Source organism: Lysinibacillus sp. NPDC056185, from assembly GCF_047737915.1.
Classification (GTDB): Bacteria; Bacillota; Bacilli; order Bacillales_A; family Planococcaceae; genus Lysinibacillus.
On sequence record NZ_JBLLLQ010000025.1, the window covers coordinates 57,707 to 81,978 of the forward strand.

15 protein-coding genes are annotated in these 24,272 nt (G+C 36.1%); 5 read left to right on the forward strand and 10 right to left on the reverse strand.

Features of this window, described 5'->3' with window-relative positions:
• Positions 1–432 (forward strand): hypothetical protein, encoded by a 432-nt coding sequence (locus ACMZ42_RS20450; protein WP_415732588.1) that lies wholly within the window; start codon positions 1–3, stop codon positions 430–432.
• Positions 433–472: 40 nt separating this feature from the next.
• On the opposite strand, the gene ACMZ42_RS20455 is transcribed toward ACMZ42_RS20450, so the two are convergent.
• Positions 473–1,393: a LysM peptidoglycan-binding domain-containing protein gene (locus ACMZ42_RS20455; protein WP_370078375.1), complete on the reverse strand. Its 921-nt coding sequence runs from the start codon at positions 1,391–1,393 to the stop codon at positions 473–475.
• 248 nt (positions 1,394–1,641) lie between these two features.
• Between ACMZ42_RS20455 and brnQ the strand changes: the two genes are divergently transcribed.
• Complete coding sequence (gene brnQ / locus ACMZ42_RS20460) at positions 1,642–2,961, forward strand: branched-chain amino acid transport system II carrier protein (RefSeq protein ID WP_370078377.1); 1,320 nt, start codon at positions 1,642–1,644, stop codon at positions 2,959–2,961.
• Between the two features lie 208 nt (positions 2,962–3,169).
• Positions 3,170–4,555, forward strand: a complete 1,386-nt coding sequence (locus tag ACMZ42_RS20465; RefSeq protein ID WP_415732589.1) for a S41 family peptidase — start codon at positions 3,170–3,172, stop codon at positions 4,553–4,555.
• 333 nt (positions 4,556–4,888) lie between these two features.
• Here ACMZ42_RS20465 and ACMZ42_RS20470 read toward each other — a convergent pair whose 3' ends face one another.
• From ACMZ42_RS20470 to ACMZ42_RS20490, 5 genes are all read right to left on the reverse strand, one after another.
• Positions 4,889–5,485, reverse strand: coding sequence for a TetR/AcrR family transcriptional regulator (locus ACMZ42_RS20470; RefSeq protein ID WP_370078381.1), 597 nt, complete (start codon positions 5,483–5,485; stop codon positions 4,889–4,891).
• Positions 5,486–5,828: 343 nt separating this feature from the next.
• The gene (murJ, locus tag ACMZ42_RS20475) at positions 5,829–7,367 is read right to left on the reverse strand and encodes a murein biosynthesis integral membrane protein MurJ (protein ID WP_415732590.1); all 1,539 of its coding nucleotides are present in this window, start codon (positions 7,365–7,367) and stop codon (positions 5,829–5,831) included.
• On the reverse strand, positions 7,364–8,464 hold the full coding sequence (locus ACMZ42_RS20480) for a glycosyltransferase (protein WP_415732591.1): 1,101 nt from the start codon (positions 8,462–8,464) through the stop codon (positions 7,364–7,366). The genes murJ and ACMZ42_RS20480 overlap by 4 nt, the downstream gene beginning before the upstream one ends.
• Entirely contained in the window at positions 8,461–9,606 is a 1,146-nt protein-coding gene (locus ACMZ42_RS20485) for a polysaccharide pyruvyl transferase family protein (protein ID WP_415732592.1), read from the reverse strand. The genes ACMZ42_RS20480 and ACMZ42_RS20485 overlap by 4 nt, the downstream gene beginning before the upstream one ends.
• A gap of 350 nt (positions 9,607–9,956) precedes the next feature.
• Positions 9,957–12,218, reverse strand: a complete 2,262-nt coding sequence (locus ACMZ42_RS20490; RefSeq protein ID WP_415732593.1) for an S-layer homology domain-containing protein — start codon at positions 12,216–12,218, stop codon at positions 9,957–9,959.
• Positions 12,219–12,455: 237 nt separating this feature from the next.
• Between ACMZ42_RS20490 and ACMZ42_RS20495 the strand changes: the two genes are divergently transcribed.
• Positions 12,456–14,546, forward strand: a complete 2,091-nt coding sequence (locus ACMZ42_RS20495; RefSeq protein ID WP_415732594.1) for an S-layer homology domain-containing protein — start codon at positions 12,456–12,458, stop codon at positions 14,544–14,546.
• A 229-nt stretch (positions 14,547–14,775) separates the two neighbouring features.
• On the opposite strand, the gene ACMZ42_RS20500 is transcribed toward ACMZ42_RS20495, so the two are convergent.
• Entirely contained in the window at positions 14,776–16,059 is a 1,284-nt protein-coding gene (locus ACMZ42_RS20500) for an oligosaccharide repeat unit polymerase (RefSeq protein ID WP_415732595.1), read from the reverse strand.
• A 435-nt stretch (positions 16,060–16,494) separates the two neighbouring features.
• On the opposite strand from ACMZ42_RS20500, the gene ACMZ42_RS20505 reads away from it, so the two are divergent.
• The gene (locus ACMZ42_RS20505) at positions 16,495–18,420 is read left to right on the forward strand and encodes an S-layer homology domain-containing protein (protein WP_415732596.1); all 1,926 of its coding nucleotides are present in this window, start codon (positions 16,495–16,497) and stop codon (positions 18,418–18,420) included.
• A 395-nt stretch (positions 18,421–18,815) separates the two neighbouring features.
• Here ACMZ42_RS20505 and ACMZ42_RS20510 read toward each other — a convergent pair whose 3' ends face one another.
• The 3 genes from ACMZ42_RS20510 to ACMZ42_RS20520 all read right to left on the reverse strand — a co-directional run bounded on the left by ACMZ42_RS20510 (position 18,816) and on the right by ACMZ42_RS20520 (position 24,257).
• Entirely contained in the window at positions 18,816–20,711 is a 1,896-nt protein-coding gene (locus tag ACMZ42_RS20510) for an N-acetylmuramoyl-L-alanine amidase (protein WP_415732597.1), read from the reverse strand.
• A gap of 175 nt (positions 20,712–20,886) precedes the next feature.
• A complete protein-coding gene (locus tag ACMZ42_RS20515) occupies positions 20,887–22,863 on the reverse strand; it encodes an N-acetylmuramoyl-L-alanine amidase (RefSeq protein WP_415732598.1) in 1,977 nt (658 codons plus the stop codon).
• A 179-nt stretch (positions 22,864–23,042) separates the two neighbouring features.
• Positions 23,043–24,257 carry an ISL3 family transposase gene (locus ACMZ42_RS20520; RefSeq protein WP_415732599.1) on the reverse strand — a complete coding sequence of 405 codons (1,215 nt, stop codon included), beginning with the start codon at positions 24,255–24,257 and terminating at the stop codon, positions 23,043–23,045.
• Positions 24,258–24,272: the final 15 nt, after the last annotated feature.

Sequence of the window (24,272 nt, forward strand, 5' to 3'; positions counted from 1 at the left end):
ATGCTTATCAGCGAATATGACACTTTTATCAGCGATGTTCTGGGTTCTATCAGCGATTCTAGCACTCTTATCAGCGATGTTCCGGGGTTTATCAGCGATTCTAGCTCTTTTATCAGCGATGTTCCGGGGTTTATCAGCGATTCTGGCACTTTTATCAGCGATGTTCCGGGGTTTATCAGCGATTCTGGCACTTTTATCAGCGATGTTCCTTGTTCTATCAGCGATTATGACTGGCACTCTTATCAGCGATGTTTCTGTGTTATATCAGCGATTATGGTACTTTTATCAGCGATGTTCCTTGTTCTATCAGCGATTCTACCTCTTTTATCAGCGATGTACCTTGTTCTATCAGCGATTCTGTCTTTTTTATCAGCGATGCGCAACCTTTTATCAGCGATTGTTCGACTTCATACCTGCATTTACCTAACATAAAAAAAGCGATATTTGCATATTTGCAAATATCACTTTTACTTTATTTAATAGCGTCGAATCGTTTATAAGCTACTAATCTTGTAGACCAGTAAGAGTATGTAACGTCCGAAATTTCAACACCGTCTGATCCTGCATGGATAAATTTATTGTTACCTATATAAATACCCATATGAGATATTCCATCTTTATACGTATTTTGGAAAAATACTAAATCTCCCGCTGTCGGATTTTTAACTTGTGTTGTGTTACCGTAGAAATATCCTTCGCTACTGTCTCTTCCAATTTTTAAACCACCTTGATTAAAGGCGTAGTAAATAAAGCCACTGCAATCTAGGCCTTCAGATGTGTTGCCACCATAGAGATATGGTGTTCCTACTAATGAATTAGCTACGTCTACTGTTTTCTTATAAATAGCTTGTCCATTAGCTGTAGGATCTTTAGTTGTTTCTGTTGATGTTCCCACACCTGAAGATCCGTTATTATGTACTGTATCACTCTCGGGTATTGAAGCTACTGGAGATAATTTTAACACCTGTCCAACGTAAATTGTGTCTGTCGTAAGTCCATTCCAGTCTTTAATGTCCTTTACTGTCACATTATATTGCTTAGCGATTTTGGATAATGAATCGCCTTTAACGACTGTATGTGAAACAGCTGTGGGCTTTGATGGTGTTGTCGGCTTTTGTGTTGATGGATTTGTTGTTGATGGATTTGAAGGTTTTACCGCATCATTAGTAGCTTGTTTTGAAACTTCAAGCTTTTGCGCGACATAAATCAGATCATTCTTTAAATTGTTCCAGCTTTTTATGTCTTGTACTGTTACTTTATTGTTTTGAGCGATTTTAGTTAAAGTATCTCCTTTTTGCACGGTATATGTAGCTGCCTCTGCGGTCTGAAATGCTAAAAAAGAAGTAGCAATAGTACTTAAAGCAAGGATTCTTAATTTTTTTGTCTTTTTCATATCAATTTGCCTCCGTTCGTGCTAAAATATTTCCTTGTGTGTCTATCATACTAGATATTTTAGAAATCAGATATCAGATAAATTGACTATTTTTCAAACAATTTATGAAAATTACTGATTCCGACAGATTCTTACAAATTGTAATAGAATATTAATTGCAAGATTAGTATTCATGTGATAACATACACTTCTGTATTTAAAATTTTTAGAAAGTTTCATCTTTTCAATCTAAAGGAGTTTTAATTTTTATGAAGAACATCTTGCTTTTCATCAAAGAAAATTTGGCAGTAGGTTTACTATTATTTGCCTTATTTTTAGGTGCCGGAAATATTATCTTCCCCCCATTATTAGGCCAACAAGCTGGTGAACATATAACGACAGCAATGATTGGTTTCTTAATAACTGGTGTCGGATTACCGCTATTAGCAATCGTTGCAATTGCGAAGGCGGGTGGCGATCTACAAATACTAGCAAATCGTGTCGGCCCTACCTTTGGTATTATTTTTACATCAATCGTTTATTTAGCGATTGGACCATTTTTTGCAGTGCCGCGTACGGGTTCTGTATCCTATGAAATCGGGATCGTCCCATTTCTTCCAGAGGGAGTAGCAGATCATTGGGCACCACTTTTCATTACTTCTGTCATATTTTTTGCCTTAATACTATTATTAGCTATTAACCCTTCAAAGCTTGTCGATCGTGTTGGGAAAATTTTAACGCCTGTTCTATTAGGTGTTATTCTATTACTAGCTATTAAAAGCTTTATTTCCCCAATGGGTGAACCAGGGGCAGCTATAGGAAAATACACTACGTCACCATTGACTGAAGGCTTTGTTAAAGGCTATTTAACAATGGATGTACTAAGCGCACTCGTATTCGGAATCGTTATTTTGCAAGCATTGCGCGACATGGGTATGTCAGATACTAAAAAGCAAGTCAAAACGACAATTTTCGCAGGAATTATTGCGGCTATTGGCTTATCATTTGTCTATATAGCACTTGGACAAATTGGTAACACTAGTGTTAGTGCAATTGGTGCTTTTGATAATGGTGGTACTATAATTGCGAAGTCAGCTGAAGCTCTTTTTGGTACACTCGGGACTATTATATTATCTGCCACAATTTTACTAGCATGTATATCTACTGCTGTAGGTTTACTGACTGCCAATGCTCAATTTTTCAATAAACTATTTCCTAGTGTTTCGTATAAAACGTTTTTGATAATTTTCACAATATTCAGTGCGGCTATTACAAACGTAGGTCTTGAAACAATTATTAGTGCATCACTACCTGTATTATTAATCATCTATCCGCTAGCAATAGTGTTAATGGTGCTGTCGCTTTTCGATAACTTCTTTAAAGGTGGAAAAATTGTTTACATTTTAGCATTAATTCCTACATTCTTTGTTAGTTTGAATGATGGTTTAAAGGAAATGGAGATTACTATTACACCATATGTGAACATTTTAAAAGCTTTACCATTATACGAGCAAAGTCTGGCATGGCTTGTACCTGCAATAATCGGTGCGCTTGTCGGCTTCATCATTCATAAGCTAATAAAAAAATAAAGCTCTTCATCTAACTAGAATCTGCTTGCTTTTTGCGAATAAGCCTCAAGCTTCTTTTAGACAACGACTGTCTAGGAATCTTGATAAACTTACTTTTTCGCAAATGGCTAGTAGATTCTTTTTTTTTTGTAGGTAATCCCCTCCTTTTCCTATTCACGGTTATATGGAAATTCATGTATAATGAAGATAATTAGAAAAGAGGTGTCCTATGAAAAAAGTATTTTGGTCTTTTGTATTCGTTCTATGCTTTTTCATCATTCCATTTACAAACGCTTCTGCTGTAAGCGATGAACAACAGCTTGTAAAGGAAATCAAGGCAATTATTGAGGAAAACTATGTTGGAACCATCCATGGAAATTTGCAAAAAGCTAAAACAGTTCCTGAAATCATTGATATGCTAGACCCTTATTCTACATATTTTACGAAGAAGGAATTTGAAGAATTTATCAATAGCATCGATCTATCAACTATTGGGATTGGTGTAATCATCGAAGAACATGAAGATGGTATTCATATTTTACAAGTATTTGAGGATAGCGGTGCATCTAATGCCGGTGTAGTTGCTGGAGACATTATTATCGCCATTAACGGACAATCCGTAGTAGGAAGCTCTACCCAAGAAGTCTCGTCCTTATTAACTGGTGATGAAAATACTAAAATTGAAGTGAAACTCCAGCATGCAGATGGTAAAACTTCAACTACAACCATTACACGAAAAAAATTCACATTACCGAATGTGGAATCTGCGTTACTATTTGGGGATGTTGGCTATATTGCTATGTCATCCTTCTCAGAAGATGGTGCAAAGCTTGTCAAGGATGCGCTTATTCAATTAAAACAGCGTGGTGCAACCTCTTTTATACTTGATTTACAAAACAATGGTGGCGGCTATGTATCAACAGCTGAGGAGATTGCAGGGCTTTTCCCGAATGCAAAAATTGCCTACTTACTGGAAGAAGCACATGCCTCTTATAAAATACGTGCAGTCAAACAAAACGAAAAATTCCCAGCTGATACACGTATTCTAGTAAACCGTTATAGTGCTAGCGCCTCTGAAATGTTATCAGCAACATTACAAGATCAGCAATCTGCTATTTTATACGGAGAAACTACGTATGGAAAAGGCTGTATGCAAGGCTTTTTTGAACTGCAGGATGGTAGCTATTTAAAGCTTACGATTGGTAATTTTACAGGTCCATTAGGGAAAACGATTAATGAGGTTGGGGTAAAACCGAACGTCCAAACAAAGACTGCTCCTATTTTCCAGGCACATTATGATGCAATTAAAGCACAATATACAAATTATAAAGAGCTTGCAAGTTTAAAAAATGTACCAACTTCTAAAACATTTACTGTGAAATTCTCACAAGCTCTCTCTTCGCAAATTGCTGAAGGTAGTGTACAACTTGTCGCTTTAGGCGGTAACGAAGTACCGATTACTACAAAAGTTGATGGTAGTTCATTACTTGTTACCCCATCAAAACCGTTAAACAGCGGGCAAGAGTATATGCTACTCGTTCATCCATCTTTTCAAAAAGAAACAGGCAATAAGCTTCAAAAAGGCGTTTATCTTCATATTACAGTTAAGAAATAACAAAGAGGACGGGACATTAGTAAGTTTTTGAAGCATAATTTTAAAATTTCACATGAGAAAAGCGCAAGAAATCAACGTTTTTAAATTGATTTCTCGCGCTTTTTTAGATTTTGACCAGTTTTCCCCAGCATCTTTTTTTAAATTTATAAGGCTCATTACCAAAAATTGTGGATGACATTTTTTTAACGTATGCCATTTATATAAGTTGATTGGAGTGGAGACTGGGCGACCCCTTGGGGATTAGTGTCACATATGAGACCCTGCGCGAAAGCGAAGCGTCAGCAACAAAGCGCCCAGTCGGAACGGAAATCAACCACACGTTTTGGTTATGAGCTATTTATAATTTGCTTCTCTTACAAAGTATAAATGAACCAAGTCGCTCGCCAACTCGCATGGCTGTTTTTTTTGTTCAAGTAAATTAGTTAATATTAAACGCTCAAAGGACCCTACAAAACTATCTACAACTATGTTTATGTCTGCACAATATGATTGTAATATATGGGTACAATCATAACGATGTATAAGGTGAGTAAATTGCTGTGTAAGTCGAGATTTAATTACAAGTGACTGCTCAGATTCGAATAATCCGATTTTTGTTAATTTAGGATTATCAGTTATATAAACGAATAACATATGTACTTTTTGCTTTAGCTCTCTAACAAAGCCTTCTAATCCCTCTTCAACTTCTTCTGATTGTTTACTCATAATTTCATCAAACCCATGCTGAAATCGTTTATTCAGATCGGTGTAGAGAGAATCCTTACTTTCAAAATATAAATAAAAAGTTGGCTGTGTTACATTAGCGGCTTTTACAATGTCACTAACCTTTGTACCATGATAACCTTTTTCAGAAAATATCTCTAAAGCCTTTTCAAGCAATAATTGTTTACTTCGTTCACCATTTGAATTAACCTTCCTACCTCTCGCCATACTTCCCCCTTATCTAATTTGCAGTAGACATAGTCCTTTAGGCATCACTGAATAATGCCAATTTATCCATATCTTCATAAAAAATTCCGCTTTTAATAAAACTAATTATAATACAGCTCCTATTTTTTCACTATAAAATATTATAAATATAACAACTTTTTTGCAGATAGATCTTATAGTGTCCAATGAAGTTTTATTTCCATAGTCGTAGTGGAATCAAATGGGTGCACCTTAGTAAAAACGAAAAATCCCTTTATCAAACAACAATAAGCACATATTTCCTAATCAACATGCCTGAAAAATAAAAAAGTGGGTATCCAGTTTATAAGATACCCACTTTTCCTTATTGTTTTAAATATTTCCGTTTTAATTTATCACTAAATTCTTTTACTTCCTTCACGCCAAATAATAAGTATGAGCCAACAACCACTGCACTAAAAATAACAATGCCTACAATGAAAGTTATCCATATGTTGTCAAATACTAAAAACTTGCTTGAAAAATACAAAACAATCGTGATAATAATCATTGGTGGAACTGATCTGAAAAATTGAAGTTCTTTGCTAAAGATCCCCATTTTCAAGTCATATTTATAGGCTGCATAAATAATCAGCATAATAAAGTTTGTTACTGAACTCACTAATGTACCCCATGCAATTGCTTCTGCTCCACACTTATCGACAAGTAACATAATAACGGCAATGTTAATAACAAATACATTTATTAAGCTGAAGATAACAGGTGCCATTGAGTCACCCTTTGCATAGTAAAAGCGCGTTATATACCCGTTTGCAGCTAAAAAATACATCGATAAACAGAAGATTGCCAGTACTGGTGTAGTAATTGCAGTTGAAGCTGCATCAAAATTACCACGTTGATAAACAACCTGCACAAGATTCTCTGCGTAAAAATATGAGTAGACTGTTACAGGATAAAGTAACAACAATAGATAATGTAACCCTTTTGTGTATAGGCTTTTAATGGAAGTAAGGTCATTCTCTGCTTCTTTTTGACTCAAAATTGGAAAGATAACTGTCGTTACTGCTGTAATTAAAATTGCTTGCGGGAATTGCATAAGCCTTGATGCATAGTTTACAGCAGCTACTGCCCCTTCAGATAACATTCCTGCAAAAACACGCTGTAATAATGCATAAATTTGAATGGTAGCGCCACCGAGCATAATCGGTAAAGTCATTATCCATAATTGCTTTGATGCAATATTTCGTTCAAATGAAAAACCAACCTTATGTGAATCCAACTTACGATATCCAACAATTAGGAAATATACCATTATTACTGCACTGACTAATGCACTAATACCATATCCCATTGCGTCGATGCTTGGAATTTTAGATAAACCTACAGCAATCACTAAAAAGATTGCATTATAAATTAAAATGGCAAAGCTAGACAAATGGAATTTTTGATTTGCGTTTAGCAATCCACTATACCATGAGGACAATACAAGTAAAATTGACGAAGGCATCATCCAATAATATAGATTTTTAGCTAAATCTAGCTCACTTTGACTAAATGTTTTTTTATCTTTACTTTGGTTAAACATCTCCATAATCGGGTTAGTGAACGCTAACATTAGAATTGTCATTATTGAAACCGTTAACAAGACAATTGTGAAGGACTGTTTAACAAATAGCGCACGATCCGTTGTTTCCCGATTATAAATTGAGATAACAGCAGTAGTAAATGCACCACCTACGACTAGATATAAAAAATTTGGAATTGTGTAAGCTGTGAAAATACTATCAGCAATATGGCTACTACCATATTGGTATCCGATAATCATTTCACGTAAAAATCCGAATACACGGGCCACGACATTAATAATCGCAACTGCCCCAACTATTTTTATAAACTTATTCATAGGCCATCCCCACTTTCAATGGCCGACTTATAAATCTCTATACAGCGAGCTGTTATATTTTTTTCATCGTGAATGGCTAATACTTCATCGACCGCTTCACGATTCATATATTGTTCTTTTGGCGTGTTCACGGCACGCAGCATCTCCTCAGATAAAACCATCGCATTTTCGGGCTCCACTAAATGCCCTGCGCCCTCTCCAAGCAAAGATACAAGTCCGCCTACATTTGAAGCAATAACAGGTGTATCTGTCGCTAATGCCTCTAATGCCACTAATCCAAAACCTTCTAAATGGGATGGTAATACAAAGACATCACTTGCTTGGAACCACTTTACTAGTTCTTGTTGTTTTAGTGGATCTATAAATTTGACGTCTTCACTGATTAATGGTTGCAAAGATTGGAAAAATGCCTGGTCTCTTCTAGAACCTACAATATTTAACTCTAAAGGCCGAGATACTTTTGTTTTTAGCATTTGGAAAGCCTGTAACAGCTCTTCAACGCCTTTTTGTTTTATAACATTTCCTACAAATAAAAATTTGAATGGCTCAGTAGCTAATTGTAGTTCATTGCACACTGCTACTTGATTTCCTTTTGTAAAAACCTCACGATTCACACCCATACTAACAACAGAGATTTTACCTTTTTCAATCCCAAAATCTTGTTCAATTTGTTGAGCTAAGACAGGACCTACTGCGATAACATATTCACTTTCACGTAAAATACTCGCTGTCCAATTGCGAATTCTTGTGTTCTTCTTCGCCATGCGCTCAATATCGCCACCATGAGCTGTAACGATAAATGGTATACCATACATTTTCTTTAATAGGAGCGACAGCATACCAGATGGAAACACATAATGTGCATGTGTGACATCAATAGACTTTCTGTTTTTTAAGCCTTTCATCAATGTCGATAAACCCCATTTTGTATATTTCATAATGGTGTTTTTCTTACCTGTTGACGGATTAGTATTAACAGATATATCTACGTCTAGTCCTGCTTTTTCAAGTGCAGTGACTTGGTTTTTCACAAAAATACCGAATGATAAATGATCAGATGTTGGATACATATTACTAATGACGAGTATTTTTTTCATAGACGTGTCACTGCCTTTTTCATTAATTCCTGACCACGCATGGCCTCTTTATGAATATGGGTAGCAATTTGTTTCGTCTCCGCAATCGACTGTTCCCAATTGCTACTTAGTTTGCCAACTAATGTGGATAGAGCCTTCACATCATCCTCTACATCCTGCATTTGTAAGCAACGATCTGATGCGCCCACAAAGGACATAAAATCCTGTACTTTTGTATGATAGGATATCGCAATAATCGGAGTTTCTGAATTTGTTGCCAAAATAAGCGAGTGCAGACGTGTACCGATAATAATATCCTGTTCTTCAGTTACATCAAGTAATCGCTCCGGCACCAAATTTTCATCAATTATTTTTGTATGTGCACGTTGTTGCATTTTTTTCTGAATATCCTTCGTCACAGTGACGTCCTGCGGGAATTTTGTGGCAAAGAATGTAATTTCGACATTATGTTCAGAAATTACATGATCTAAATTTTTCGCCATGCCTGTAATGTACGCATCATATTTTTCAACATTGCCCTCTGGCCAATAGTTTGCATTATAGTACGGAACCGCTGATACACCTATTTTAATTGGTTTTTCGGCGTAATGTTGACGATCACCTTTTAATGTAAATGCTGGATCACCAATAATATCTATTGGCTTTTTCACCCCAATACTTTGCAAAAGCTTTTTAGACTGAGGATCACGTACAGAGATATTTGCTGCATAACGACACATTGCGCGAATACTAATTTTCCCGGAAATCGTATCAAGTGGTCCGGCGCCACATCCGTAAATAATGTAGGGAACATTACTTTGTTTTGCCATCATTGCATACGCTCCATACAGGTGAGCCTCACGTTTATAAAAATCCATAAGAATACCACCACCACCAATGATGAGGAGGTCAAATGTTGATACATATTGTTTATTGTTTTTATAAGTATGGATAAACGTTTTAAATAAATTACTCTTCCTGTAATACAATGGATAGCTATGTACCCCATAACGTTCGGATGTTTGTTGTGTGTTATTACTAAAAACGGTAATGTCATCACTAGTTACCGAAAATGTTTGTTTTACTTGTTGAAGAATGCCGTATAATATTGATTCATCACCATTATTATCATTGCCGTAATTCCCCACAATGCCTATTTTCATTAAAAAACATCCTTTTACTTTTTAATACTGAGATTATACCACAATTGCACATTTCCGTTCTTTTAAAACTAGTAAAAATAAGATGAGCTTCAAAAGTCACTACTAATTTTGTGATATGTTTGCTCATCAACGTAACGTAAGGTTGATTTCCGTTGCGGCTTGGCGCTTTCCTGGGGACGCTAATCAACTTATATGGTTATAAATAAATATCAATTAACTATCGATTTGCAAGGTATACAAGCCTAACTGCCCAATCTATAACCTTTTTATTTAAAGAGAAAAATAGCAAACTAGGTAACATTACTAGTTTGCTATTTTTTAAATGCTAAGCCATTCTTTAAGGACGACTATTATTGATTAATTGCTCTATAAAGGAATAATCCGAAATGAGCGCGACTAATCGCTTCATCTGGCTTAAAGGTGTTATCACCATAACCAGTTGTAATTTTGTTTGCAGCTAACTGTTGAACATATGTGTATGCCCAATGATTCTTCGATACATCTTTAAAGTTTGTGCTGCTTGTTCCTTTTAGATTATAAGCTAATGCTACAACCTTCGCCATTTGTGCACGAGTTAAAGTACCATTTGGATCAAAGACATTATTGCCTTTACCACTCATAATACCAGACTCAACTACAGCTGCGATTTGTTTATAATAATCGTGATTCGCTGGAACATCCTTAAAGCCTGGATTTTTGACGTTTGATGTTTTTAAATCAAGTGCACGGCTAATAATAACTGCTACATGTGCACGTGTAAGTTTGTCATTTGGTCTAAATGTGCCATCTGGATGGCCTGTAATAATATTATTTTTTGTTAAATACTCAATTTCTTTATAGTACACATAATTACTTGGAATATCTTTAAACAACGCAGCTTTTGCTACAGTTACAGTAGCCTCTACATGCTTTGTTCCTAAAGTCGCTACTACTTTACCAGTAGCACCCGGATTTTTAGCTGTAAACTTACCATCACTAGTAATCGTACCGATATTACCATCTACAGACCATTCCACCTGTGATGCATTGTAAACTAGAGGTTTGCCACCGTCATCCTTTGCATCCACAGTAAATTTAACAGTTTCGCCTGCTCCTACTGTTTTTGACTTTGGTGCAATGTTCATTACTGCTGGAGCATCTACTACTTTCACTGGGAATGATTGCACAGGTGAGCCATCGTGGTTGATGAAAATGCGATCATCGCCAGCTGTCGTTGAAGTATAGGTCAAGCCGTTAACTTTTAAAGTATTATTCTCAGATGTTAGCGATACATGACCGTCTAATGGTAGCGCATTATAGTTTGCATCTAAAATATATTGTACTGCTATACTAGACGAAGCACCCGCTAAAAGAGTTGCATTGCTTGTACTATTCGTATATTTAATTTGTGTGCCTTTGCCAGTTGGTGCCGTACTTACAGCTTGTAATGTTGCGGACACAAGACGTTGCGCATTGCCTGCATTTAATGGTAGGTTCGCTAATACGACATTATTACTACCGTGATTTCGAATACCCATAGTTGTTGAGCCGCCACCATCTAAGTTAATTGCTCGATCTACACCAAGCGACACTAAATAGTTCGCAAGTTGAACCATATTCATCCCTGCGCTATGTTTCTGTTTTCCATCAACTGTAATAAAGTGTACTGTTTTTCCATTATTACTTGTCGCCACAATTGTACGTGCTGTAACCTCTGTTGCACGCTTACTAGATGTGCTCATCATAATGTAAGGTTTATTATCTTTTACTAAATACGGACCACTTGCCATGATAAATTTTGCATCCTGCCATTGCTTATCAATAGCGAAGTTAACACTCAACTCATCTCCAACTGCAATTTGGTTTAGCTTACTGTGCCAATCCCCACCTTGTAATGATACGACAAAGCCAGTTGAAGGGATGGATATTTTTTCTTTTGATCCATAAGGTGTAATTTGTGTAACTTTCCCTGTCAATGTTTGACCAAATTTATTTTCAGTAATCGGAGCTCCTGTATCTACTACGATTTCAAAACCATATTCATTTGTATTTGTTGTTTTACTATAAAATTGTGGTGTGTAAACAATCCCTTCATATATATTACGTGCACGATTCATACCTGTCATTTCATAGTCTTTACCTTTGTGAGAAAGGGTTACATTAAAATCAAAATAGTCAATGACACCACTGCCATCTGGAGAAACACCAAAAGCTGTAGGGACATTCATATATTCATCGGAGCCGTTTGAAACAGCACCACCGTTTAAAATAACATTATCTTTACTTAGTAAAAATAATGGGAAACCTGCAGACATATCAAAGAAACTTGCATTAATAGCACCAACTACACGATTCCCCTCGCGTGAATTACGATTAGCATTTGCTACTGTCGATTCTCTGCCATTGACATTTGCGGGCATACCTAATTGTACTTCCGTCGTTTCGTCTACATTAATAGCAAGATGATTAATAGAATTTGTTTTGGTACTGCTGTATGTATATTGTTTATACTGCACACCATGTGATAAATTATATTCCTTTTTGACCGTTTGGGCAGCATAGGCATTTAACGGACTAACAACCATTGACAATAATACAACTAAAACTAGTAAATTTTTCGCTATTTTTTTCATTTTTTTGCGCTCCTGTGTAAAATGGAGCCTTCAACTCTCCCTTCGTATGTTTTACTTCTATAACATTATCAAAAATATGCCAATATATCCATGGAACATTTAAGCTATTTTCCAGTTTTATATGAATTGTCATGAAAACTATTTATATAGTCTCATTTTATGATTTTTCTAACATTTGACCCTTATCGTTACTCTATAACTTTGGTAAAATGGTGTAGAAATCTAGGAGGGTAAAATATGAAAAAACTATCAATAATTGCTTTGCTTATGACAGTAATCGGCATGCTTCTTTGGCAACCCCAACTGGCATCTGCTGACGAACTAACAGGGCATTCACATGAAAAAGGTCTTCGTTATTTAATTTCCAAAAATGCATTAGTAAAAGATGCAAAAGGAAGTTATCGTCCAGATGCCAATGTGACACGCGGAGAGTTTGCTTCTTATTTAACTAAAGCCATGAATCTTGAAGCGGCAAGCGACATAGTCTTTAAAGATGTCCCAGATACATATGTACATGCAAAGGATATTAAGCTTGCTGCTTCAGCTGGTATTATTACAGGTTACGGAGATGGTTCATTTAAGCCTAATGCCGCTATTTCAAGACAGCATATGGCGGTTATGATTGAGAGAGCTATCAATTATTTAAACATTCCTAAAGGTACTTCTTCTATTACCTTTAAGGATAATGCAGCTATATTAAAAGACTACCGTCAAGCAGTAGCTATAGGTGCACAACTAGAAATTATTAAAGGCGCAAATGGTTACTTTATGCCAGAAAAAAATGCAACTATTGGACAAGCATCTTCGTTTATTGTACGTCTAATGCAACTTGCTGGTGATCCAGACGCTGCTGAACCAAACGGTGGTAATTCTAACGGCGGTAATTCAAACGGTGGCGATACTAACGGTGGTAATACTAACGGCGGCAATACTAACGGTGGTAATACTAACGGTGGCGATACTAACGGTGGTAATACTAACGGCGGCAATACTAACGGTGGCGATACTAACGGTGGTAATACTAACGGTGGCGATACAAATACCGGATCTTCTAAATATGCTGTTAAGGAAATTTCAAACGGCACATTAGTTGGTAATCAAGGATTCTCTACCTTTGAAGCTGCTGAAAAAGCTGTGACAAAAAATACACAGGTTATTGTCCAAAGTGATAAAATTGTGAAAATGTCTTCAGGCTACGTTGTTACAAATAATTATGTAGCACTAAAATCTGAAACAATTAATGACTCGCTTGGTGTTGCGGCAAATACAGAAATGGAATACCTCAGCAGTGATGCAACACAAGTAAAAGTTCGATTAGCTGGTCAAGTCGGCTACTTAAAACACGCTGATGTTACATTAATCCCATTTTCAATGAGCAAAGGTCGTTCTTACTACGAAAATGTAAATGGTGAAATTAAACATACACTTTACGATTACAACACAAATAAGTATTCTTCTAGCTATGTTTTCGGAAAAGCGCCATCATTTATGAAGCAAGGCGAAAAATACTATAGCTGGGACGGTATTTATTTCACAAACGGCAATGGCTCCTCTAAAGGTGAGGCCTATAACTATTATCAATTTTTACCTGCCCGTGCCCAAACACAATATACGGCACAAGAACTAGATGCTTATATAATGAATAAGCTAGCAGAGGTTGAGAGTACAGGAGTTAGCAGTTATAAAGATGCTACAAAGAAAAGTAAGTTAATAGGTTTAGGGAAAACATTGAAAGATGTGGAAGAAAAATCTCAAATTAACGCAATGCTTGTTTTGGCACTTGCTCAGCATGAGAGTGCTTATGGTATGAGTAATCAGGCACAAGACTTAAACAACTTATTTGGTTTGTACGTGACTGATACGAACCCAAAAAACAAAAAGTTTGATAGTGTAGTTGACAATATCAATGAGCTTGTTGAAAAATTCCTACAGCCAAACTACATTACTCCAGGGGGCTCAACTGGTAAAAACTTTGCTAACGGTGCAGTAGTAGGTTCAAAAGCTCTTGGCTTTAACGTGAAATACGCTTCTGATCCATACTGGGGTGCAAAAATTGCAGGACACTATTACCGTGCTGAAAAAGCATTAGGCTTTAAGGATGCCAAAAATCCATACACAATCGGTATAACAACAACAACCGGCTTAAACGTTCGTACAGGCGCAGCTACTAGCTTTAGCCCACTATTCACATATGCACGAAGTGGCATGCCTGTGATCATCACAAGCTCTGCGACAAACGGCTGGTATGAGGTCCTTTCTGATAAACTGTATACAGGAAAAGCTTTCGTTAGCAAAGACTATGTACAAGTGATCAATACAGTAAAATAAAAAAAGAAGTCGTCCTATAACGTAGGGCGACTTTTTATGTTGTTGAAAAGGCTATTATGGCAATGTTTATTGCCCTTCTGCAAAACAAGGGGTAACAAAATGTCATCCAACTTTTTAATTTTATCGAAACAATTTCATGTTTTATCGCCATCCACCTGCCAACTGACGGATAGGAACACCAAATAAAAAAGAGATGCCTCAAATAATATTTGAGACATCACTATTATTGTTAATATGAAAGCTTTTTCTTATCTGTTTTCATAATCGCTGACGCAATTATGACAAAGCCAAGCATTAAAATAAAGATTAAATCAAGTAAGCCTGTATGCATAGACACTGTAAATAAGGTAATGACAAATGCATAAGCTACTGAATGGAAGCTACGAATACCGCCTTGCTTCACTTTATTATAAATTAATGAGATTAATACACCATATAAGAAGAAGCCTATCGCTACAAGCAGATAACCCCCGTCTAAGAATAATTGACCAATAAATGTTGGTGTTGTTGTTCTGTTAGGACGTGTAATATATTTACCTTCAGATTCAGCTAGAGAGTTTACAACTTTTGTTACTTTCATACGTGGTGAAACTTGTTCACCCGGTAAAATTGTACTGAAGATACCAGCATGGATTTCCCCATTTAGGTAACCTTCCTCCTGCGTATATTCGATAATTTTACTTAAAACAATATGGCCTGTTACACTCTCACCATTTATTGAACGAATCCATTTTGGTGTTAAGTTAACTTGCTGCTCTACTGATAACAGCTTTTCCTTTTCTGTTTCAGTCAATTCTACATCTGGTTGTTCACGGCTATTAAATTCTTTCGTTGTATCCTCTGATACAACACGAAGGAAGCCAAACATTGAGAAGGCTACTCCGATAACAAACAGAGCTGAAAGGAACCATGTTAATTTCACTCGTTTTACAACGTAATGGAAGATGATAATACCAGTAAATAACATAATAATTAATGGTGTACGATAACCCATTAATAGGAATAAGAACATTACTGCAGCATAAATGGAGCCGTAGATTAATGTTTTTTTCCATGTTATATTTTTTTCTAGAATCATTTTATATGATAATAACAGTAAAACGCCATACCATAATAATTGAGCAAAGAAGTTTAATTTTGGATCAAGGTTACGTCGATTAGATTCATCAGAAATCCCTAATCCACCACCTTTAATCATCATTAATACATATGCAACTAAACCAAGTAAAGTTAAAAATACGATAAAATGAACAACAAATTTCCCTAAGAAGGATAAACCAAATGATGGGATTGTCCATTTTAACTTATCAATAATGTACACACCAATGTAATAGCATAGTACTGCTAAAATTACTGCTGGCCAAATTGATACACGTAAATTAAATAATTCAAATCGATGGAAATCAAATAGACTTGTAAAGAAATAGAGCATTAATATAAAAGGTAAAAAGAAATACGGCGAAAACGTATCAATTTTGTTGACCTTTGCAAAAGTTTGTTTCAGTTTATTCATAAATGTCATACATCTCAGAAGATGTGATTGCCCTCCTCTATCGCGAATCAAAATTGTTTATTCTTTTATTTACTAAGCAAAACAAGAGTTATTATATCATAAATACAGGTAGACTTATAGAAAGGAATGAATTGATTTTATATATAATTATGCAATGTTTTTCTTTTTTCCCTAAATTATGAGTTTATACCCAAAATCTACTGCGTAAGTTTCCCCAACAGTTGTCCCTCTTCGCTCTGGACAACACAATTTTAGCCTCACATTAATCGACAATCTAATTCAAAACGCCATACGACAACAACCAATTTTTAATGTTTTATCCATTATTTAGTTGTATGATAAATAAGTAGTGCAAATTTCACGGTTTGAGCACAATTCAAAATAGGACGCAATCGCGAAATTGAAGAAAAATACAAAAATAAGGATGTGGATTTAATGAAGAAATTATTCGTTTCACTACTCGTAGCATGCTCTTTTATGCTCGTAGTTTTTTTAGCACCAACACAAGCTAAAGCTGCACAGAAAATCGGTGTCGTTTTCTCTGAAAGTAGTGAAAAATATGCCAATACTACACACCCTAGTGGAACTTTTAATGGCCAACTTATTTCTGAAAAGGTTGACTATAGCTCCACATATAATAAGGAACTAAAAGCTTTTCTTCTCTATCAGCAACAAGGTTTCCAAGTAGAGAAAATTTATGAGAAAGACTTAAATAATTTAGAAAATTTAAGTCAATATGATGCAATCGTCTTTGCCTATACAGTCATGATGAATCATCAGCAACGCGAAAATGTCAAAATATACGTTCGAAATGGCGGTGGTGCAATTTTTGCCTTCCAAACAGCCCGTAATGAATCCGCAAAATTCCCTAAACTCGGTCAAATGGATCTCTCTCCATTGATCTACGATGTCGATTCTTGGGTAATGGAGTGGGATAATTTAACTGAAGTCTTCAATTCCCGTTTTATTGACGATATTGTGATAGGAAACTCTGCAATAAGCAATATAAATACTGTTCATCCAATTATTCAAAATACAACAAAAGAGCTTGGCAAAAGCAAGCTTAATCTAACAAAAACAGATCGTGATTGGGTAGAAGTCATGAAGCCTTGGCAAGGTGGATCTGCAACACCTATTTTATATTTCTCAGATTACAATTACACAGACAAACCTAAAACAATGAAAAAAAATGAATTTGGCGCAGCCCATGCGATCGAATACGGCAAAGGCAGAGTTGTTCAAATTGGATTCAAAATCTATGATTATATAAATATTAATGATAAAGCGGATTGGCAAGATAACGAAAATGGTGCTGCTTATATAACAACTAATGGTGACAAAGATGCACAAGTATTTATGAAGCATGCTTTAAATTGGGTAGCCGAAAAGCATAATGGCTATGTGCCCCGCCGTTATAACCTTTCGCTTTACTCTGACGGGGTGCAAAGTTATGTAGCACCGTCTGGTAAATTCGTTTTCTACTCCACTGTAACGGTTAAAAACAATGGTAATGTGCCTGCACGCGGTACATTGAAAGTAGAAATTTTAGACGCAAACGATAAAGTTGTTGGTAATGGACATGAACGTTACATTCCAGGACTTGCTGCGGATTCCTCAACAAACAATGCTGATCAAAAAGACATTAGTACGCATGCGGAAAAATATCAGATTTCTATGCCTGGCGATTTAGCTACCGGAACATATACGATACGTACATCCTTTATAGAGGGGCGCGATGATCGCAAAAATGCTGATGAAAAATTTGCAACGATTGCAGAAATTAAAACGCTCACACGCGCAAAAGGTTCCAACAAAGCGACAATTGCTTCCGCACCATTCTTCTCAGATGTATCTTCGTCGAATGGTGCCTATTATGATATTAAAAACTTATATGCGCTAGGCATTGTGAAAGGAACGAATGGAAAATTTAATCCACAAGGTACATTAACTCGCCTACAAGCAACAGAAATGATTTTACGAGCATTAGGGATTCCAGCATCCAGCTCAGCTACCTTAAATGCAAGTGACATCAAAGCAGGTGATTATGGCTATGCTGTTTTAGCAACAGGCCTACGCTACGGCATTATTGCAGTAGAAAATGGCAAAATCAATGCCCACCAGCCAATGACCCGCGCTGCCATGGCACGAGCACTTGTCAACGGCTTCAAGCTACAAGGTTATACGAAAAATACTTTCTCTGATGTGCCGACATCTCATGCATATTATAAAGATGTTCAAGCCTTATATGCACTTGGCATCACTACAGGCTATGCCGATAATACATTTAAACCAAATGGTACAGTAACACGTCAAAACTTTGCTCAATTCGTAAATAGAACACTTTATGCAAATGCAAAATAGCTATTAAGGTGAAAGTTGATTTTAGTGCGCTGTTAGGGATGCTTTTTTTCGTTGGAAACCCATGTATTGCGCCGGTTGGAGCGCGGTTCGCCGGTAGACTCGTGTATTGCGCTGTGTGGAGTTCGGTTCGGCGCTAAACTTGTGTTTTCCGCCGCTAAAAGTGTGCGGTTCGACGCTAAACCCGTGTATTGCGCCGGTTGAAGTGCGGTTCGCCGCTAAACTCGTGTATTGCGCCGCTAAAAGTGCTCGGTTCGCCGCTAAACCCGTGTTTTCCGCCGCTAAAATACCAAATCGCTGATAGTTCTCTTTTTTACGATGAAAAAATCACTTTTAATACTACTAATCGAACAAAAAGAGCTACATCGTCTACTATTGAACGATGTAGCTCTTTATTATTATTGTTTTGAGTAATATTCCAAAATCCCTTTGTAGATAGATTCCGCAAATAACTCAATATATTTATCATCCGTCAACTTAGCACGGTCTTCTTTATTTGATAGGAAGCCTAGCTCGACTAAGATGGCTGGAATATTCGTATTTGCAACTACAATGTAATTCATTTCTCTGACCTTACGATTTTCCATATTTACGTTTTTAACAATTTGGTTGTTTACAAATGTCGCAAGCTCAATATCTTCTTCATACATATCACCTGGTGTTTTAGCGTAATACGTTTCGGTACCTTTTGCTTTAGTATTATCTGCTGAGTTCACATGGATACTTACGAAGATTTCGCCGTAGTTAGCATGTGAAAAGTCAACATGTTTTTGTGGCGGGGAGAATGTATCTCCAGTACGAGGCATCAATACTTTTGCACCTGCTGCCTCTAGTTTATCCTTTACTAGAGTACTAACCTTTAATGTTATATCTTTTTCGTAAATTTTATCGTAATGGGTTCCTACGTCCTTACCACCATGACCCGGATCAATAATGATAATTCGATCTTTTACCGGATTACCACTTTGATTTAATAGCTTTAAATAAGATTTATGGACATACCCTTTTTGACCTTGGTAAGTAACTTGTGCCCAATAACCGTTAATACTGTTCACTTGAACATATTCGCCCTTTTTCAGCTTACTTACTACCGCAGAAGTAGAGTTAGCTTCTTGGCGGATATTTAAATTATCAACCGTTACTCGACCTAATAGATCACCAGAAACTGTTGGTGGTGTTGGATCTGGAGTAGATGGTTTTTCTACTTCAACGTCCGCTGTACTATTAGCCACGATATAACCTGGTACACCGTTCACTACAGTTAGATGGTAACCACTTACCGTCTTATATACAGGTAAATTCACTTTACTATTCACAGTTGAAATTACCTTTGATGTAGTGGTTGGTTTTACGTAAAGATTTATATTTTGTGTTGTCGCAACTTGCTTTTGGACATTCCCTAATGCGTTACCATCTGCATCTAAAAACTGCGCATACGTTTTATAAATATAAGCAAAAGTATCTTTATAGGAAACTTTTAACCAATCTCCCTCAACTGCATAGACTGATAGTTTTCCACCTTTGTTGATAGTTCCTACAATATTAGCAGTAGATGAAGAATCTTTTGATTTACGAATATTTAATCCGTCAGTTGTTGCAGAAACTAAGCCAATAACCTGTGATGAATCAGGTGCAGCTACAACTTTACCAGGGATATCTAAGCGGTATTTCTCTTCTTTTGCACGCGCTACAAATAATGCAAACTGTTTACGTGTCACTTGTTCATTTGGATTATAATTTTGATTACTTCCTTTTGTAATACCATTATAGTAAATCGTATTCACATATGAAACGTACGGATTATTAATGCCTACGTCTACAAAAGGAGAATCGATATTTTCATGCTCACTTGTATCGAGCTTAAACGCGTTTGTCAACACATAACTCATTTCATCTCGAGTTAAAGGTTTGTTTGGTAAGAATTGTCCCTTGATATTTGTTTTAAAGAAGCCAAGCTGTACAGCACGTTCCACGTAGCCTGAAAGCTCTGTGCCGGCTGTTACATCCGTGAAGCTTGATTTATTAGCAACTAATGGCTTGTTACCTGAAGCAACAACAGCCATTTTGGCAACTTGTCCACGTGTTACGGTGTTGTTAGGTTTATAATACGTTTTCCCCTTTTCTGTATACCCTTTAATAACACCTAAATTAACTAAATAATTGATTTCTTCATATGCGTCATCCTTGTTCGTAACATCTACAAAGCCGCCTTTTGCTTGTGCACTATGTATTGTAAACAATGAAGCAGAAACGAAAAGGACGCATAAGATAAGACTAATTTTTTTAAAATACAATGTCTTATTTCCTCCCTTCTTGTTCTACCATTAATCTTAGCAAAATTTCTCAGATAAAACTATTATTATACTAAAATTCTAAATAATAGGAGTCCACTTCACAATAATGCGCAAAGTGCTAAATCAAACAAAAAGAGCTACATCGTCTACTATTGAACGATGTAGCTTTTCATTATTATTGTTTTGAGTAATATTCCAAAATTCCTTTGTAGATAGAATCAGCAAATAACTCAACATATTGATCATCTGTCATTTTAGCGCGGTCTTCATTATTTGATAAGAAGCCCAGTTCGACTAGGATAGATGGAATAAGCATGTTGCGAATTACATAGTATTGCTGTTCTTTGACACCACGATTTTTCATATTTAAGTTATTTACGATTTGATTGTTTACAAATGTCGCTAAATCAATATCTTCCTTAAACATATCACCTGTTGTCACTGCATAATATGTCTCAGTACCTTGTGCAGAAGTATTTCCTGCTGAGTTTACATGGACACTTACGAAGATTTCACCGTAATTAGCATTTGTAAAATCTACACGCCCCTGTAAAGTAGGGAATGTATCACCCGTACGTGTCATCAATACATTTGCCCCTGCAGCCTCCAGTTTGTTCTTGACTATAGTACTAACCTTTAATGTAATGTCTTTTTCGAAAATAGTTTTACCAAAATTGGTTCCTGGGTCCTTACCACCATGACCTGGATCAAGAATGATAATTCGATCTTTCAACGGATTACCACTTTGATTTAATAACTTTATATAAGATTTATGGACATACCCTTTTTGACCTTGATAAGTAACTAGAGCCCAATAACCGTTAATACTGTTCACTTGAACATATTCGCCTTTTTTTAGCTTACTTACTACTGCAGAAGTAGAGTTAGCTTCTTTGCGGATATTTAAATTATCAACCGTTACTCGACCTAATAGATCACCAGAAATTGTTGGTGGTGTTGGATCTGGTTTTGGATCTGGTTTTGGATCTGGTTTTGGATCTGGTTTTGGATCTGGTTTTGGATTTGGAGTCGGAGTTGGATCTGGAGTAGAAGGTTTTTCTACTTCAACGTCCGCTGTACTATTAGCCACGATATATCCTGGTACACCGTTCACTACAGTTAGATGGTAACCACTTACCGTCTTATAAACAGGTAATTTCACTTTACTATTCACAGTCGAAATTACCTTTGAAGAAGAGGTTGGTTTTACGTAAAGATTTATATTTTGTGTTGTCGTAACTTGCTTTTGAATATTTCCTAATGCGTTACCATCTGCATCTAAAAACTGTGCATACGTTTTATAAATATAAGCAAAAGCATCTTTATAGGAAACTTTTAACCAGTCTCCTTCAACTGCATAAACTGATAGTTTTCCACCTTTGTTGACAGTTCCTACAATATTAGCATTAGATGAAGAATCTTTTGATTTACGAATATTTAATCCGTCAGTTGTTGCAGAAACTAAGCCAATGACCTGTGATGAATCAGGTGTAGCTACACCTTTAACAGGGATATCTAAACGATATTTTTCTTCTTTGGCACGCGCTACAAATAACGCAAACTGTTTACGTGTAACTTGTCCATTTGGATTATAATTTTGATTACTTCCCTTTGTAATACCATTATAGTAAATCGTATTCACATATGAAACGTACGGATGAGTTATGCCTACGTCTACAAAAGGAGAATCGATATTTTCATACTCGCTAGTATCGAGCTTAAACGCTTTTGTTAATACATAACTCATTTCATCACGAGTTAAAGGTTTGTTTGGTAAGAATTGTCCCTTGATATTTGTTTTAAAGAAACCAAGCTGTACAGCGCGTTCCACATAGCCTGAAAGCTCTGTGCCGACTGCTACATCTGAGAAGTTTGATTTATTGACAACTAATGGCTTGTTACCGGAAGCAACAACAACCATTTTGGCAACTTGTCCACGCGTTACGGTGTTGTTAGGTTTATAATACGTTTTGCCCTTTTCTGTATACCCTTTAATAACACCTAAATTAACTAAATAATTGATTTCTTCATATGCGTCATCCTTGTTCGTAACATCTACAAAACCGCCACTTGCTTGTGCACTATGTATTGTAAATATTGAAGCAGAAACGAAAAGGACGCATAAGATAAGACTAATTTTTTTAAAATACAATGTCTTATTTCCTCCCTTCTTGTTCTACCATTAATATTAGCAAAATTTCACAGGTAAAACTATCATATAGATGAAACTGTTACAACTTAAATTCTAAATAATAGAATTTATCATAGTATTGAAAGCATCAAAAAAAGGGTTCTAAGTCAAATGTTGGGGTGTACAAATCTTTCAGCACGTTAACCCAGATGAACCCCGATTTCTTTATACTTTAAATTTAATAAGATTTTTGCTCGAAAGTGATCGAAGCGTCGAAAGCCATATGCATTCCGTTTCATCACTTTTGTTTTATTATTAATGCCTTCCAAGAAGCCGTTGGAATAACCAAAACTAAAGCTATTTAAGATTTCTACTTGCCAGTTTTTAAATGTTTGAATGGCTTTTAAGAAAGCTGGTAATTTTGTCTCTTCTACTTTACGGTAAAAGGCTTGTAATCGCTTCTTCACTTCTATGACATCATTCTTTGTCTTTGCCCAATCAAACCATTCACAATAGACTTCCTTTAATTCATGAGCTATTTTTAATGTTTCAGACATTTCAGTATAGCGCTGTAAGTACCACTGTTGTTTCGGTGATAATTTAGATGCACGTTTATAAAACACATGACGCATACGTTTACACTTTGTGCGATTGTATTTGTCCCATTCTTTTTGTACTTGTCGGCGCACTTCATCCATTGCCCAATAGATATAACGGCTAAAATGAAAGCGGTCTGCCACAATAACAGGTCGACCTAACGCTTGACGAACAGCTGCTTTAAAACTTGGATTCATATCCATGACCACTATCTCTACATCTGCTCCATACTGACTTAAGTAATTTTTGATTGTTTCTTTTTTACGATTCGGTAAAATATCAATCGGTTCGCGCGTCTCCGCATTCGCAATTATTAGCTGATACGTACCTGCATCTGTATCGCCTTTATACTCATCAATCGCAATCGCTTTGGGTAAACGTACACCCTCTACTAATTGTTTATTCGCCACCTTTTTAAAACGGCGAATGACCGTCGTAGTTGATGTGCCCAGTACTTCTGCAGCTTCTTTAAATGTTTTGGCTTTAATAGCACGTATGCTAACTACTTGATTCCATTCCTTTGAATAACGTTGATATTTATCTACAAAGGGGGATTTTTCAGAGAAACGCTTTCCACAATTACAAACATAACGACGACGCTTATAGAAAAGAATAGTTAAACGTTCAAACCATTTTAAATGATTGATCTTCTGTATACGATAATCGTGAACCTTCGATGTTTCTTTTTTACAAACTGGACATTGATGCGTACATTTAGGCAATTGTACATATAATGCAATTCGATCGCCTACTTCTTCTACTTTCGTAATCTCTACATCTTTTAATCCTGGGATATTCATGTTAAAATTCATTTGCACAGTTCACCTTTCTAT